Source organism: Methylomonas sp. Uni0011 (assembly GCF_056850255.1).
On sequence record NZ_JBVVNO010000001.1, the window covers coordinates 153,926 to 169,886 of the forward strand.

Genomic DNA, 15,961 nt, shown 5'->3' on the forward strand with positions numbered 1-15,961 from the left:
CCTAACCGACCCAGACTCTCGCATTTCTGAACATCCGCAACCAAGCGCCATCTTCGGCCCAGTCCGCCGGATGCCAGGAGTTTTGTAATGCCCGGAAGCAGCGCTCGGGATGCGGCATCATGATAGTGAAACGGCCGTCAGCCGTGGTCAGGCCGGTAATGCCGTTCGGCGAGCCGTTCGGGTTGGCCGGGAAAGTCTCGGCGACATTGCCGTAGTTATCGACGTAGCCGACTGCCGCTAGCGCGTCGGCCGGATTCAAGCTGCCGAACTCCGCCCGGCCCTCGCCGTGCGCGACCACCACCGGCAGCAGCGAACCCGCCATGCCGGTAAAGAAAATCGACGGCGAGTCCTGAATCTTGACCATCGCCACCCGCGCTTCGAATTGCTCGGACAGATTGCGTTTGAAGGCCGGCCAGTGTTCGGCGCCGGGAATAATGTCCTTCAAGCCGGACATCATCTGGCAACCGTTGCAGACGCCCAGACCGAAGGTATCCGGGCGGGCAAAGAAAGCGGCGAATTCGTCACGGGCCTTGGCGTTAAACAGAATCGATTTGGCCCAGCCGCCGCCGGCGCCGAGCACGTCGCCGTAGGAAAAACCGCCGCAGGCCACCAGGCCTTTGAATTCGCTCAGGCTGACCCGGCCGCCGATGATGTCGGTCATGTGTACGTCGATGGCATCGAAGCCGGCGCGGTCGAAGGCCGCCGCCATTTCCACGTGGCCGTTGACGCCCTGCTCGCGCAGGATCGCAACTTTCGGTTTTACTTGCCCGCCAAAACCGGCGGCGATGTCGTCGTTCGGATCGAACGTCAATTGCGCCGTCAGACCGGGGTCCTTATCGTCAGCGATGCGCTCGAACTGTTGCTTGGCGCAATCCGGGTTGTCGCGCAGTGCCTGCATCCGGTAACTGACTTCCGACCAGATTTGCTGCAACTCGGCGCGCGTAGCGCTGTAGAGTTGCTGGCCGGATTTAAAAATCCGCAACTGCTGGCCCGCCACCACGCGGCCGACCACGTGGCTGCAGTCGTCCAAGCCGGCGTGATCCAGCAGACGGGCGACTTGGTTCAAGTCGCTGTTTTTGATTTGCAGCACCGCGCCCAACTCCTCGTTGAACAGCGCCGCCAGAGCGTCGCCGGACAAATCGGACAAGTCCAGATCGACTCCCTTACGGCCGGCGAACAGCATTTCCGCAACCGTGGCCAGCAACCCGCCGTCGGCGCGGTCGTGGTAGGCCAGGATCAGGCCTTGCTGGCTTAGGGTTTGGACGGCGTCGAAGAAACGTTTGAATAGGTCGGCGTTGTCCAAGTCCGGCGCTTGATTGCCGAGCTGATTGTAAACTTGCGCCAATACCGAGCCGCCGAGGCGGTTTTTGCCTTGGCCCAGGTCGATCAACAGCAATACACTGTCCTCGTTCTTCAATTCCGGCGTCAGCGTGTCGCGCACGTCTTGTACCGGCGCGAAGGCGGTGATGATCAACGACAGCGGCGAGGTCATGGTTTTGTTGCCCTGATCGTCCTGCCAGACGGTTTTCATCGACAATGAGTCTTTGCCGACCGGTATCGCGATGCCCAATTCCGGGCAGAGATCCATACCAACCGCTTTGACGGTATCGAACAGGGCCGCGTCTTCGCCGGGGCTGCCGCAGGCCGCCATCCAGTTGGCGGACAGCTTGACGTCGTTCAGTTGACCGATGCGGGCAGCGGCCAAATTGGTCAAGGCTTCGCCGATAGCCATGCGACCCGATGCCGGCGCGTCGATCAAGGCCAGCGGCGTGCGCTCGCCCATCGCCATCGCTTCGCCGGTGTAGGCCTGAAAGCCGGACGCGGTGACCGCAACGTCAGCCACCGGTACTTGCCACGGCCCGACCATCTGGTCGCGAGCGACCAGACCGGTGACGGAACGGTCACCGATGTGGATCAGGAAGCTCTTGTCGGCAACGGCCGGAAACGCCAATACCCGTCTAATTGCTTCGGCCAGCTCGACTTGATCTAAAGCCAAATCCGGCAAGGTTTTGTGCAGCCGTTGCACGTCGCGGTGCATTTTCGGCGGCTTGCCGAACAATACCGACATCGGTAAATCAATCGGAGACGACTGCCCAAACCATTCGTCGCTCAGGGTCAAGTGTTCCTCGTCGGTGGCATGGCCGATCACCGCGTACAGGCAGTGTTCGCGCTCGCAGAAGCTTTGAAACAGTGCCAGGGATTCAGGCTTGATCGCGACCACGTAGCGCTCTTGCGCTTCGTTACACCAGATTTGCATCGGCGACATGCCCTTGTCGGCGTTTTGCACCTTGCGCAATTCGAAGCGGCCGCCGCGATCGCAATCGTGAATGATTTCCGGCACCGCATTGGATAAGCCGCCGGCGCCGATGTCGTGAATCGACACAATCGGTGTGTTATCGCCCAGCGAGTTGCAGTGGTTGATCACCTCCTGGCAACGACGCTGCATTTCCGGGTTTTCGCGTTGCACCGACGCAAAATCCAGTTCCGCCGCGCTGGCGCCGGAGGTTTGCGACGAGGCCGCGCCGCCGCCCAGGCCGATCAGCATCGCCGGGCCGCCCAAAATCACGATCAACGCCCCGGCCGGAATCGGCTGTTTCTCGACCAGCATCGGCCGGATGTTGCCAAGGCCGCCGGCGATCATGATCGGCTTGTGGTAGCCGCGGAATTGATTGGCTTCGCCGTTTTCGGCGGGCTGCTCGAAGCTGCGGAAATAGCCGGCCAGATTGGGCCGGCCGAACTCGTTGTTGAACGCCGCGCCGCCGATCGGGCCTTCCAGCATGATGTCCAAAGCCGAGGCGATGCGTTCCGGCTTGCCGTTGTCGGCTTCCCAGGGCTGCGAAAAACCGGGGATTTTCAGATGCGACACGCTGAAGCCGGTCAAACCGGCCTTGGGCGCGGAACCGCGGCCGGTGGCACCTTCGTCGCGAATCTCGCCGCCGGAACCAGTCGCGGCGCCGGGATGCGGCGAGATCGCGGTGGGATGGTTGTGAGTCTCGACCTTCATCAAAATGTGCGCGGCTTCCTCGACGTAACCGTAGCGATGGCTATCGGCGTCGCGGATGAAAACCTGCGCAGTCGGGCCTGCCAGCACCGAAGCGTTGTCCTTATATGCCGACAACACCCCTTGCGGGTTTAGGTTATGGGTATTGCGGATCATCGCGAACAGCGATTTGGCCTGTTCCTCGCCGTCGATAGTCCAACTGGCGTTAAAGATTTTATGGCGGCAATGCTCGGAATTGGCCTGAGCAAACATCATCAGTTCCACGTCGGTCGGATTGCGGCCCAACTGGCTGAAGCTATCGGTCAGATAATCGATCTCGTCGGCCGACAAAGCCAGGCCCAGTTCGGTGTTGGCTTGTTCCAACGCGGCGCGGCCGCGTTCGATGATGGCGACGGTTTGTAAGGGCTTCGGCGCGTGGCTGACAAACAAGTCCAATCCGTCGGTGTCGGACACAACCTGCTGAGTCATCCGGTCGTGCAACACCACCGCCAAACGCTGTTTAACCGCATCGGCCAACGGCGCGTCGGCAAAAAAACGGTACTCGATACCGCGTTCGATGCGTTTAACTGCAGTCAAGCCGCAACGCTCGGCGATTTCCGAGGCCTTGCTCGACCATGGCGAAATCGTACCCAGACGCGGCACCACCCACAGGGTTCCGGCCGGTTCCTGGTCAACGCCGGCAGTTGGCGCGCGGTCGGCGGCATCGCCGTAGTCGAGTAAGCGCGCCAGCATGGCCTGGTCCGCCGGATTTAGTTGGTCGTCGAGTTGTATGAAATGTTGAAAGCGCGCATCGAAACCGACGATGCCGGCTTCGATAGCCTGTAAATCGCCGAGCAATTTTTCGATACGGAAACGGGACAATGCGGAGGTGCCGGGAAGGATCAACATAATAAATTCGAAGGTCTGTAACGCAAAAGAGATGTGCTTGCCGCGCCGGCGTAGCCGCCAAACGCGAACTTAGCGCAAACGGCTATTTCTCCGCCGGCGCTTCCGTGGGTTCCGCCGACATATCCTGCTTGATACCGTCGGTAATTAATCTGAGTAAAGAGGTGGCGACGTCGTTGGACAGCGTGGTGCCCGCTTCGTCTTGCACGGTGACTTCGGCCGATTGGGCATCCAACTCGTTGACGCTTATTCTGTATTCTTGTTCACGGCTCGGATCGTCGCCGAACAGGAAATTGATTTCATCCAGAAACGATCCGTCGTCCGGCTTGATGGCGTTCGGGTCGTATTTAACGAAGAAATAGCGTTTATCGACATTGCGTTCGACGACCTCCAGTTTTTGCCGGCTCAAGGCCTTGCCTACCAGCCACCAGGCTTGCTGCGCGGATTGGTCGATTTGCAAGCTGCTGACATTGGCTGTGGCTGCCGGACGCGGCGCAGGTACCGAGGTTTCGGCAGGCCGAACCGACTCGGTCGGCGGCCTAGCCTGGGCAACCGCCTCTTCCGATTTCGTGGGAACCGGTTGCGGGGATACAGCGGCAACCGGTTCCGCCTTCGCCACCACCGCAGCAGCGGGCGGCGCAGCCAGGGTTTTGCGTTTGAGATCGTCCGGGATCACCAATTCGGGAATTTCGGTCGTGAATTGGTAATCGCGCTCTTTGTCGGGAAACCAGCTTTTGACATAACTACAGGCCGGCATAAGGCTGACCAAAGCGCCGGTAAATACCAACCGTAGAAAATTCGTCGATTTCATGAGGGCAAAACGCCAGCTTGCCGCATCGCAGCTCTCACGGTGTCGAAACATTCCGCGCTGAGCCAGGTTAGCGGCAGGCGAATACCCTTGCCGATCAAACCCATTTCCGCAACAGCCCATTTCACCGGAATTGGATTTGACTGGATGAATAAGGCCTGGTGCAGACCGGTAAGGTGGGCGTCAATCGCTTCGGCTTCGACTCTATCGCCCCGCATTGCCGCCGCCAACATTTGGTGCACCAGCTTGGGCGCCACGTTGCCGGTCACGGTGATACTGCCGTTACCGCCGATCAGGCAAAATTCGCAGCTGGTGGCATCGTCGCCGGTGTAAAGCGCAAACGATGCGTCGGTTAAATCCCGGATTTGTTTGACGCGTTCCAGTTTGCCGGTGGCTTCTTTAACGCCGACGATGTTGGCGATCTTGGCCAGCCTGCCTACCGTTTCCGGCAATAAATCGCAACCGGTGCGGCCGGGCACGTTGTACAGAATTTGCGGAATGTCCACTGCCTCGGCGATAGCCTTGTAATGCAGGTACAAACCTTCCTGAGTCGGCTTGTTGTAATACGGCGTCACCAGCAAGCAGGCGTCCGCTCCGGCTTGTCTGGCCCGATCAGTCAAACGGATCGCTTCGCGGGTGCAATTGGCACCGGTACCGGCGATCACCGGTATCCGGCCGGCTACGCAATCAACCACGAATTTGATTACCGCGCAGTGTTCGTCTTCGTCAAGAGTTGCCGATTCGCCGGTGGTGCCGACCGCCACCAGTGCGTCGCTGCCCTGCTCTATATGAAATTCAACCAGTTTTTTTAAGCTGGCTTCATCCACCGCACCGTCTTCCATCATCGGGGTAATCAGCGCAACGATACTACCTTGAATCATGCAAATCTCTCGTTAAGGTGAACTAAAACCGACGCATTATATCAAGCCGGCCTTGAAAACTCAGCCTGTTAAATCGGCCCGGCCGGCAAACAAGTTGGCAGCGAAGGGCGCTACAGTCAACGCTCGGGGCGTAGATGCAATTTGGCAACCCGCACATACCAGCCGTAGTACAAGGCATAAGCCACCAGAAACACCAAGTAACCCGACCATAAAATATCGGACACGAAATGCCCTCCCGAGGTCATTCGGGTAAAGCCCAGCGTCCAAGCCAACGTCAGTGTCAATCCAAAATACAGCAGCTTATGGTTTTGCGATAAAAAATACAGCACGAAGAAGCTGTATCCGACCGAACAATGGCCGCAGACGAAGGATTTATCCGGGGTATGACCGAATTTCAACGGCGGCGTGTATTGATGCTCGCCGCCGAATTGGGTGACATGCACCGGCCGGGCTCGCCCCCAATGGTCTTTGAAGATCAAATTGACCACCAATCCGGGACCGATGGCAATCACCAACAGAATATATAACGCTCGCAAGCGGAACCTGCGGGTATAAGCATGAAAATGGCTGGCGATATAAACAATCAGCGCAATGGTGCCGGCACATACCGTGAACGGAAACGCGTAGTCGTACAAAACTTCCCACAGCCCCCAATGCTGGTATGGCCAAACATCGCCGATGCTGTCGGGCCGGTAAAACAATCCGGCCAGACGTAGATCCAAATCACTAAACCAAAACGGCAATGTGGTGAGTCCCGCCAGTATTAGCAATATCGCCAGTTCGCGCCGGGCGCGCCTAATTGTCCGATGTAACATGGGCATCCTTGTGAGTTAATCCAGGGCTGACCGGGTCCGGCCAGAATTTCAAGTTTTCGCCGAGGTACAAATAGTATTTCGCCCCCGGCCGATCCGGATTTGCTATTTCCGCCAAGAACCGAAACCGCTCAAATGCCGTCGTCAACACCGGCGGCAACGAGTCGCGAGTTTGTTCGGCGATGACAAAACCATTTTTGCCGATGTACTCAACCGGTCCTGGCCATACCTCATATTGGCTACTGACCTCGCCGCTGGTTTCGAAGCGGTAAGTCCGGGGATGGTCCGGCAGATAAAATGCCAGTTCGCTGGCAAGATAACGGTGGCCTAGCGCCAGCAAAAACGTGTCCTCAACACTCGGCACACTAATCAATCGCTCAAAATGAACATCGATCGCCAATTCCCGCCAGCTTTTGAAGCGTTTGGTTGGATCCAGCGCCGTGTTTTGCAGATTGAACGCCTGCAACAGAATCGGTAAAGCGTAGGTGGTAATCACCATCAAATAACCGAAAGCCAGCGCGTATTTGAAGCTGCGCCGCCAGTAACCGGCGGCGCGTTCGCCGGCCAATAGTATCAGTCCGGTAAAATAGAACGGCATCGGCCAGTTGCCCTGAGCCTTTTGCAGAAAACTCAACAGCAACACACCCAATAATAACGCCGGCCCCATCAGCAGCAGAAAGCGCTGCTCGGCACCAAGTTCACCGAACTTGAACACGGCCTGCAGGCTGCTCAGCAGCAGCAATACGAAAATCCCCGGAGATATCAACAGGATTTGGTACAGCAGAAAATCCCGCGCCCATTGCACGTGCTTGCCAATCGGGACCGGCTCATGATTGCCGAAGTGGCTGCGACTGTGGCCGAACATGACCCAATCGTGCTGCTGGTTCCACCACAGGATCGGCACTGCAGCGACTAAAATCGGCAATAAATACAACAGAAATTCCCTTTTCAGCAGATGGCGGCGTTGGCTATCGGTGACCAGAAAGATCAGCAACATCGCCGGCAAGGCCAATGCCGCCTGTTTGCTGAGCAAAGCCGCTGCGCTGGCGCAGCCGGCCCATAACCAGGCCCGCGCTTGGCCATCGAATAGGGCGCGGCGCAAATGGTAAATCGCGATGATCCAAAAGCAGTACAGCGGGGGATCGATCGTCATCAAAAAATTAGCCAGCACATTGATCGGCGTCGCCAAAATCAACAACAAGGCCAAGGCCCCGCCGCGGCCGCCGTAAAAAGCGCGTGCCGTCGCATAAAAAAACCAGAGAAATACCGTCCCCAACACCAAGGTCGGCATTCGCACCGCAACGGTGTAATCGCCCAGTAACCAGGTAGACAGGCCGATCAGCCAAGCCACCATCGGCGGTTTGCTGTAGTAACACCAGTCCGGCCGCCGCGACCAGTCCCAGTAATACGCTTCGTCGCCGATCAAATCCAGCCCGTTTGCCAACAAAAATATGGCGCGCACCGCCAAAGCCGTCAGAATTAGGGCAACCGGGTAGGTCTCGATCCAGCGCAAAACTTTTTCAGTCATCGGCCAACTCACTCCCATTTTTCCAAGTAGTGCAGTAACAGTTGCAGGCTGCGTTGACCGCGAAATTCGTTGATGTCCAATTTGTACGCCGCGTTGATTTTGCGGCAGCCGAGCCATTTTTCCGGATGATCGGCGAAAAAGGCAATCGCATCCAATAGTTGCCCGCCGAACGGTAATCGCAGCACAAATTTCAGGTGTTGCTGGCCGACGATACGGCATTGGATCACGTCGAACACGCCATGAAATTCCGGCTCCGGGAACGCCTGCCCCCACACCGCGGCCTGGCGCAAGGTTTCGGCGAATTCCAAGCTCAGATGGCGTTCGTCGAGTTCGCCGTCGGAATAAACCTTCTGCTGCAAGTCAACGTTTGCCAGTTTGCCCGCCACCGTTTCGGCGAAGGCCAGCGCAAAATGCGGATAATCGTGCAGCTTTATGGTCAAGCCGGCCGCCATCGCGTGGCCGCCGAATTTAGTCAAAATCTGCGGATGCTTGGCGGCGATGTCGCTGAGCACATCGCGCACGTGCACGCCGGCAATCGACCGGGCCGAGCCTTTGATATCGCCGTTCTCGGCCGGGGCGAACGCAATCACCGGCCGGTGCACGCGGTCCTTGATCCGCGCTGCCAGAATTCCAATCACTCCCTGGTGCCAATTGGCGTCGAACAGGCAAACCCCGGCTGGAACATGCTGCTCGTCTAAAGCCTTCATCTCGGCCAATAAAGCCATGGCTTCGGTTTTCATCTGCCCTTCCACTTCCTTGCGGTCCTGGTTCAGCACATGCAATTGTTCGGCGATATCCCGTGCCAAGCCGGCGTCGTTGGTCAACAGGCACTGGATGCCCAGGGTCATGTCGTCCATCCGCCCGGCAGCGTTCAGCCGCGGTGCAACGGCAAAACCCAAATCGCTGGCGTGAATGGCGGACAGCGACTTCCCGGCCACTTCCACCAAAGCCTTGATGCCGGGCTGGCATTGGCCGGAACGAATCCGCAACAGGCCCTGATGCACCAGAATCCGGTTAACCTGATCCAACGCCACCACGTCGGCCACAGTACCTAAAGCGGCATAATCGAGTAGTTGGGCCAGATTGGGTTCGGCAATTCGGCGTTTTTCGAACCAATGGGTTTCCCGCAGACGAATGCGCAACGCCATCAGGATATAAAACATGACGCCGACGCCGGCGATATTGCGGCTGGGAAACTTATCGTCGGGCAGATTCGGATTGACGATGGCGTCGGCTGCCGGCAGCTCTGCGCCGGGCAAATGGTGGTCGGTGATCAGTACCGTGAAGCCGGCGGCTTTCGCGGCTTTGACGCCGTCGATACTGGAAATGCCGTTATCGACGGTAAGAATGACATCGGGACTCTGCCGTTTTACCAGCTCAACGATTTCCGGTGTCAAACCGTAACCGTATTCGAAACGGTTGGGGACCACGAAATCCAGGTTTTCCGCCCCCAACGAGGCCAAACCCTTCAATGCCAACGCGCAACTGGTGGCACCGTCAGCATCGAAGTCGGCCACCACAGTGATTTTGCTTTGCCGCTCCAAGGCGGCAAGCAAGTGTTCGGCCATGGCTTTCATGCCGGACAACAACCAGGGCGACGGCAAACGCGCCAAGCCGCGGTCGAGTTGCTCCGCATTTTGAATGCCGCGGCTGTTGAAAATCCGTTGCAACACCGGATCCATCTCGCCGAAATGCGGATTTTTAACCTGCTCCGGGCGGGGAACGATGACTTTTTTTACGCTTTGCAGATACATATCAGCCAATAAAAAAGCCGGCTGCAGCCGGCTTTTGCGGGAACAATGCCAGGATCACATGTTATCCAGAATCGCTCTTTTCACTGCGTCCAGGGTAGCTTCGACCGTCACCGGCTGGTCGTCCCGGCATTGGGCGATCGCGGTATCCGGGTCCTTGATACCGTTGCCGGTCAGGGTGCAAACGATGGTGCTGCCTTCCGGAATGTTCCCGTTGCCGATGTCGAACAAGGCCCCGGCCAACGAAGTCGCTGAAGCCGGTTCACAGAAGATGCCCTCGTAAGCAGACAGCATTTTTTGCGCTGCCAGGATTTGTTCGTCGGTGAAAGAGGCAAACCAGCCGCCGGATTGTTTCTGTGCGGTCCAGGCGCCGTCCCAGGATTGCGGATTGCCGATCCGTATCGCCGTGGCGACGGTCTCGGGGTGTTCGATCGGGTGGCCGGCCAGAAACGGCGCGGCACCGGCGGCTTGATAACCGCACATTACCGGACGTTTTTTGGTCACGGCTTTGTGCGTCGCACTGTCGCTAGAATATTCTTTATAACCCTTCCAGTAGGCGGTGATGTTACCGGCATTGCCCACGGGTAAGCAGTGGAAATCCGGCGCATCGCCCAGGGCGTCGACAATTTCGAACGCCGCGGTTTTTTGACCTTCCAGCCGATAGGGATTGATCGAATTGACGATGGTCACTGGCGCATGGTCGGCGATTTCCTTGACTATCGCCATACCGGCATCGAAGTTGCCTTTGATCTGAATGATCTTGGCGCCGTACATCATGGTCTGCGCCAATTTGCCCAACGCAATCTTGCCCTCCGGAATCAGCACGAAGGCGCGAATGCCGGCGCGCACGGCATAGGCCGCGGCCGCGGCCGAGGTATTGCCGGTCGAGGCGCAGATAATGGCTTGGCTACCCTCTTCCACCGCTTTGGTCACGGCCATGGTCATGCCACGGTCCTTGAAGGAACCGGTCGGGTTCAGGCCTTCGAACTTGACGTAAATATCGACATCCTTGCCGATCAGGCGCGGGATGTTTTGCAGTTGGATCAGCGGAGTGTCGCCTTCGCAAAGACTAATGATCCGGGTATCGTCGGAGACCGGCAAACGGTCGCGGTAACGATCGATCAGGCCGGTGTAGCGTGTGGGTTTTGCCATTGTTTATCCTAAGGTTTCCAGGCGAATGCGCGCGACTTTGCCGCTGACGGTGGCCAGGGCTTCGATGTCGGCAATCGCCGCGTTCATTTCACATTCCAGCGTCTGCTGAGTCAGCATGATGATTGGTACCGAGGTTTCGCCTGCCGGCGGCTCCTTTTGAATCAGGGCTTCGATGCTGATGTGGTGCGCCGCCAGAATGCGGCTGACATCGGCCAACACGCCGGGTTTGTCCTCGGCGGTCAACCGCAGGTAATAGGCGGTTTTGATCGCGTCGGCCGGCAGCACCGGAATGTCGGCGATGGCGTCCGCTTGAAACGCCAGATGCGGCACCCGGTTTTCCGGGTCACTGGTCATCGCTCTGACGACGTCGACCAAATCGGCGACGACTGCCGATGCTGTCGGTTCCGCACCGGCCCCGGCGCCGTAATACAAAGTCGGGCCGACCGCATCGCCGCATACCAGCACCGCGTTCATGACGCCGTCGACATTGGCGATCAGGCGCCGTTTCGGAATCAAGGTCGGATGCACCCGCAACTCGATACCGTCGTCGGTTTTGCGGGCGATGCCCAGGTTTTTGATCCGGTAGCCCAGGGCCTCGGCATATTCCACGTCGAGCCGGGTGATCTTGGTAATGCCTTCGGTGAAGACTTTGTCGAATTGCAGCGGAATGCCGAACGCGATCGAAGCCAGAATCGTTAGCTTGTGGCCGGCATCGATGCCTTCGACGTCGAAAGTCGGGTCGGCTTCGGCGTAACCCAGGGCTTGCGCCTCTTTCAGCACGTCGTCGAAATCGCGGCCTTTGTCGCGCATTTCGGTCAGAATGAAGTTCCCAGTGCCGTTGATGATGCCGGCCAGCCATTTGATCCGGTTGCCGGCCAAGCCTTCGCGGATGGCTTTGATGATCGGGATACCGCCGGCCACGGCCGCTTCGAACAATACCATCACGCCTTGTTTGCTGGCTTCGGCGAACACCTCGTTGCCGTGCAATGCGATCAGCGCCTTGTTGGCGGTGACGACGTGTTTGCCGTTGGCGATCGCGGTCAACACCAGTTGTTTCGCCAGGTCGTAGCCGCCGATCAGCTCGACGACGACGTCGATCTCCGGGTCGTTGACGATTTCGAATGGATCGGTGGTCAAGGCAATGCCTTGAGTATCGCAGATGCGGGCGCGATTCAACTCACGTGCCGACGCCCGCGTCACGACGATTTCGCGGCCGGCACGGCGGGCGATTTCTTCGGCATTGCGTTTCAACACGTTGACGGTACCGCCGCCGACGGTGCCCAGCCCCAATACTCCAACTCTAACCGGCTTCAAATCCGACTCCTTTTGTTTACCCAAAACGGCGGGCGATTATACAACGTTGTCTTTTTTCAGCATATTACGGATGCTGCGCAAGGCTTGGCGGGTGCGTTGCTCGTTTTCGATCAGACTGAAACGGATATGGTCGTCGCCGAATTGGCCGAAGCCGATGCCGGGCGATACCGCGACTTTGGCATCAATGATCAGTTTTTTGGCAAATTCGATCGAGCCCATCTCGCGGTAGGCTTCCGGGATTTTGGCCCAGACAAACATGGTCGCCTTCGGTTTTTCGACCAGCCAGCCCATCGCGTTCAGGCCGTCGCACAACACATCGCGGCGCGATTTGTACATGTCGCAGATTTCCTGCACGCAATCCTGCGGGCCTTCCAGCGCGGTGATCGCCGCCACCTGGATCGGCGTGAATGCGCCGTAATCCATATACGACTTGATCCGGGTCAATGCCGAGACCAAGGTCGGATTGCCGCACATGAAACCGATCCGCCAGCCCGGCATGTTGTAGCTTTTGGACAGGGTGAAAAACTCGACAGCAATGTCCTTGGCACCCGGCACCTGTAGAATCGACGGCGCGACATAGCCGTCGAACACGATATCGGCATAGGCGATGTCGTGCACGATCCAGATGTTATGTTCCTTGCAGATGGCGACGACTTTTTCGAAAAAGTCCAATTCCACGCATTGGCAGGTCGGGTTGCCCGGAAAATTCAAAATCAGCATTTTCGGCTTCGGCCAGCACTCGTCGATGCCTTTCTGCAATTCGGCGAAGAAATCGACGCCGGGAGTCAGCGGCACGTGGCGAATGTCGGCACCGGCGACTACGACACCGTAGGGATGGATCGGATAAGCCGGATTCGGCACCAATACCACATCGCCAGGGCCCAGAGTTGCCAATGCCAGATGCGACAAACCTTCTTTCGAGCCGATGGTGACGATGGCTTCGGTATTGGGGTCGAGATCGACGTCGAAACGCTTTTTGTACCAGCCGCAAATGGCCTTGCGTAAGCGCGGAATGCCCTTCGACACCGAATAACGGTGGGTGTCTCCGCGTTGCGCCACTTCCACCATCTTGTCCAGGATGTGCTTCGGCGTCGGTTGGTCGGGATTGCCCATGCCGAAGTCGATGATATCGTCGCCCGCGGCGCGCGCTTTGGCTTTCAGTTCGTTGACGATGTTGAATACGTAAGGCGGCAGACGGCTGATGCGGTGAAATTCTTCCATTAACGGCTCTTGTTGGTCAGATTTTGCGAACGGCTTTTTTGAGAAAGCCGGCTAAGTTACTGTTGTTGCCTGGCGATGTCAATTCGCCGGGCAATATCCGGGATTCAGGGTTTATTGCGGCTGAGGTTTCGCCGCAAGTTCCGGACTAGCCGCCGCCGTTTCCGTGCGTTGCTGGTGCAGATAAGAACCGCCGACCAGAAACCCCAACACCAACAGGTAAACGATGGCGGCAATGTTTTTCACTTTTTTGTGTTCGTCTCGATCAGAGGGATGCATTTCGGTTTCGGTTCCGCTGGCTGAAAGTGGCGTATTTTAGCCGCTGCCGCGGCGGAAGAGAATGCGCTGCGAAATTGTTAGGCGCGGCCTGACACGGGTCAACCGGCTTTGACAATCACCGCGGTACGCAAACGGCTCTTGCCGAAACAGCACATCCGGTCGAAATCCTCACGCGCGATCGGAATGAATTGGCAGTCCAGCTCGCTTTGCCGGCCCTCTTCCGGATCAGGATCGTGCATGTACAGGCAGTCTTTATCGAAACCGCTCATGACCACCCAATGCGGGGTTTTCTTGCGATCCATCGCGAAGGTGCTGATCAAAATCAACGGAATCGCTCCGGCCTCGAAGGCGGCGGTCAAATCGTTCTGGGTGATATTGGCGTAAATCACGGCGACCCCCTGCTCGGCCGCCAGGTGTTTGAAGCGGTTGTCGACCAATTCGACCACCTGTTTCTTATCCTCGCTGCGCACGCTGTCGATAAACAGCGGTCCGCTTTGGTTGATCCAAACCTCGACGGCGAATTGCCGGCGTTTTGCGGCCAATGCCAGCCCCAACGGATGGCAGCCGCCGTGGCCCGAGGTCATAAAAATCGTCGTCGCTTCGCGCCAGATTTCGATTTCCTCTTCCCGCGACGGCAAATACTGCTTGTTTAACGCGTGCAGCGCCATCATCAAAGAGGCCGGCCCACAGGTAAACGGCGTGGTTTGCCGCAGCCAATGTACCGGTCGCTGCTGCGGCTGGTCGTGGTAACGGCGAATGCGCTTTTGGTAGCGCAAGGCATCTTTATGATCTTGATAATAGTCGCGGTACAGGCCGAATTTTTTGTATCCCAAGGTCTCGTAAAGTCCGATTGCCGGCAAATTATCGACGCTGACTTCCAGCCGCAAATACAGGCGGCCGTCGGCTTCGGCCGCTTGCTCGCCGGCCAGCATCAAGGCCTTGGCAATACCGTTTCCGCGCAATTGCGGCGCCACGGCCAACGAATAAATCCGCGCCAGCCGGGTACCGGGATGGTAAATGATCAGGATATAGCCGGCCGTTTGACCATCGTATTCAGCCAGTAACAACGCCCGGTGCTCGCTGGCCAACCAGTGTTTGAAGCTGCGCCGGCTCAATTTATCGGTATTGAAACTGGCGTTTTCCAGAGCGACCAAGGCCGCCAGATCGGCGTTTTGCGCCGGCCGCAAGCCGATATTCAAACCGAGACTCCCGGCAAAGCCTGACCGATCACTTGGCGGATGCGGAACAACACCATTTCTCTCCAGGCCGTTGCCGCCGGGCAAAAGTGAGCCAGCATGAGCTGGGCGTGCACCTGCCGTTCGGCGCCGTTCCCGTCCTGGGCCCAGATCAAGTGGTCGCGCAGCAGGGTTTCGAACAAACGGTCGGTGCTGAAGGTGCCGAACTCCAAAGTGACATAGCAGCTTTCCGGCGTCATCGCCGCGTGCCACAGATAATCCAACAGGCCCAGCTTCGGCACCGAACTCGAGGTACCGGCCAGCGGCAAGGTCACCGAATCGCCATACCAACGCTTGGCCACTGCCGCACCGGGACTGTCCGGCGCGTGGTCGCAAATGATTTCGCCGTAACCGTAAGGCCCCAGCCCGCTGTGCAAGTCGATGACCGCCAACCGCCGCTGCTGCAGCGCATATTTGCTGATCAATGCTTCGCACACCAAGCGGCCGTGTGCCGGAGCCCGGCCGCCGTAGAACGGGCCTTCCGGATCGGTGTATTGGCCGCCGCTGATGCCCTGCTCCAACGCGACCCGGCCGTATTGCGCTGCATAATCGGCGAAGGCCTGGCGGCGTTGCTCGGCGTCGGGCTGAAATATGGCCTCTCGCAGCCGCTTGTAATCCGGGTTTTCCGGCAACGGCGCCGAAAAGTCCACCGCGTTCCGGTTCAAATCGACGCCATCCCGGTCGCAACGCCGCAGCCAGGCGTAACCCCAGGGTGTCAACGCGTGTACCAACAAAACCGCGCTTGTCTGTGGCATGACTACCCGCCCGGCCCGCAACGAATCGAGCAAATCGATTTGGCCGGCACTACCGACAAATCCTTCGATGCCGTGAGTGGCAGCCAATACCACCACGACGTTGGCGGCATCGGCATCGCCCAACCAGACGCTATCGGTTACCAGCGCTTCGCCGTCCGGCCCGAGGCCGGAACAGGGAAACGCCTGTAATTGCATCGGGCAATCGAGTGCGGCCACCCGTTGTAACCACTGTTGCCTGGCTTCGGCATAACTGGCAGGAAAAACGCTGGCATCGATATCGGCATAGGAATAGGACATTTCGCAGCAAGCAGCCTCGGTCGGATAAAGCAGAAATATTACTCC

At 58.1% G+C, this 15,961-nt stretch carries 12 protein-coding genes; all 12 read right to left on the reverse strand.

Going from position 1 to position 15,961, the window contains the following annotated elements; translation table 11 throughout:
- Position 1: 1 nt before the first annotated feature.
- A complete protein-coding gene (gene purL / locus AC0IM9_RS00670; protein ID WP_482802692.1) occupies positions 2–3,889 on the reverse strand; it encodes a phosphoribosylformylglycinamidine synthase in 3,888 nt (1,295 codons plus the stop codon).
- A gap of 82 nt (positions 3,890–3,971) precedes the next feature.
- Positions 3,972–4,697, reverse strand: a complete 726-nt coding sequence (bamC, locus tag AC0IM9_RS00675) for an NlpB/DapX family lipoprotein (protein ID WP_482802693.1) — start codon at positions 4,695–4,697, stop codon at positions 3,972–3,974.
- Complete coding sequence (gene dapA / locus AC0IM9_RS00680) at positions 4,694–5,575, reverse strand: 4-hydroxy-tetrahydrodipicolinate synthase (protein WP_482802694.1); 882 nt, start codon at positions 5,573–5,575, stop codon at positions 4,694–4,696. The genes bamC and dapA overlap by 4 nt, the downstream gene beginning before the upstream one ends.
- A gap of 116 nt (positions 5,576–5,691) precedes the next feature.
- Entirely contained in the window at positions 5,692–6,390 is a 699-nt protein-coding gene (locus AC0IM9_RS00685; RefSeq protein ID WP_140910502.1) for a phosphatase PAP2 family protein, read from the reverse strand.
- A complete protein-coding gene (locus tag AC0IM9_RS00690; protein ID WP_140910503.1) occupies positions 6,371–7,915 on the reverse strand; it encodes an ArnT family glycosyltransferase in 1,545 nt (514 codons plus the stop codon). The genes AC0IM9_RS00685 and AC0IM9_RS00690 overlap by 20 nt, the downstream gene beginning before the upstream one ends.
- Positions 7,916–7,923: 8 nt before the next feature.
- Positions 7,924–9,669: a single-stranded-DNA-specific exonuclease RecJ gene (gene recJ / locus AC0IM9_RS00695; RefSeq protein ID WP_278212851.1), complete on the reverse strand. Its 1,746-nt coding sequence runs from the start codon at positions 9,667–9,669 to the stop codon at positions 7,924–7,926.
- A gap of 54 nt (positions 9,670–9,723) precedes the next feature.
- Positions 9,724–10,818 carry a threonine synthase gene (thrC, locus tag AC0IM9_RS00700; protein ID WP_445370492.1) on the reverse strand — a complete coding sequence of 365 codons (1,095 nt, stop codon included), beginning with the start codon at positions 10,816–10,818 and terminating at the stop codon, positions 9,724–9,726.
- Positions 10,819–10,821: 3 nt separating this feature from the next.
- Entirely contained in the window at positions 10,822–12,132 is a 1,311-nt protein-coding gene (locus tag AC0IM9_RS00705) for a homoserine dehydrogenase (protein ID WP_482802695.1), read from the reverse strand.
- Between the two features lie 36 nt (positions 12,133–12,168).
- The gene (gene alaC / locus AC0IM9_RS00710; protein WP_482802696.1) at positions 12,169–13,353 is read right to left on the reverse strand and encodes an alanine transaminase; all 1,185 of its coding nucleotides are present in this window, start codon (positions 13,351–13,353) and stop codon (positions 12,169–12,171) included.
- Between the two features lie 111 nt (positions 13,354–13,464).
- Positions 13,465–13,629 carry a hypothetical protein gene (locus tag AC0IM9_RS00715; protein ID WP_482802697.1) on the reverse strand — a complete coding sequence of 55 codons (165 nt, stop codon included), beginning with the start codon at positions 13,627–13,629 and terminating at the stop codon, positions 13,465–13,467.
- A 98-nt stretch (positions 13,630–13,727) separates the two neighbouring features.
- Entirely contained in the window at positions 13,728–14,828 is a 1,101-nt protein-coding gene (locus AC0IM9_RS00720) for a peptidase C39 family protein (RefSeq protein WP_445370489.1), read from the reverse strand.
- Positions 14,825–15,916, reverse strand: a complete 1,092-nt coding sequence (locus AC0IM9_RS00725) for a DUF2817 domain-containing protein (protein WP_482802698.1) — start codon at positions 15,914–15,916, stop codon at positions 14,825–14,827. Before AC0IM9_RS00725 ends, AC0IM9_RS00720 begins: the two co-directional genes overlap by 4 nt.
- Positions 15,917–15,961 lie beyond the last annotated feature (45 nt).

Bases quoted from the DNA above. Each gene is read 5' to 3' on its own strand.
- purL (WP_482802692.1), bottom strand. From the start codon at position 3,889: ATGTTGATCCTTCCCGGCACCTCCGCATTGTCCCGTTTCCGTATCGAA.
- bamC (WP_482802693.1), bottom strand. From the start codon at position 4,697: ATGAAATCGACGAATTTTCTACGGTTGGTATTTACCGGCGCTTTGGTC.
- dapA (WP_482802694.1), bottom strand. From the start codon at position 5,575: ATGATTCAAGGTAGTATCGTTGCGCTGATTACCCCGATGATGGAAGAC.
- AC0IM9_RS00685 (WP_140910502.1), bottom strand. From the start codon at position 6,390: ATGTTACATCGGACAATTAGGCGCGCCCGGCGCGAACTGGCGATATTG.
- AC0IM9_RS00690 (WP_140910503.1), bottom strand. From the start codon at position 7,915: ATGACTGAAAAAGTTTTGCGCTGGATCGAGACCTACCCGGTTGCCCTA.
- recJ (WP_278212851.1), bottom strand. From the start codon at position 9,669: ATGTATCTGCAAAGCGTAAAAAAAGTCATCGTTCCCCGCCCGGAGCAG.
- thrC (WP_445370492.1), bottom strand. From the start codon at position 10,818: ATGGCAAAACCCACACGCTACACCGGCCTGATCGATCGTTACCGCGAC.
- alaC (WP_482802696.1), bottom strand. From the start codon at position 13,353: ATGGAAGAATTTCACCGCATCAGCCGTCTGCCGCCTTACGTATTCAAC.
- AC0IM9_RS00715 (WP_482802697.1), bottom strand. From the start codon at position 13,629: ATGCATCCCTCTGATCGAGACGAACACAAAAAAGTGAAAAACATTGCC.
- AC0IM9_RS00725 (WP_482802698.1), bottom strand. From the start codon at position 15,916: ATGTCCTATTCCTATGCCGATATCGATGCCAGCGTTTTTCCTGCCAGT.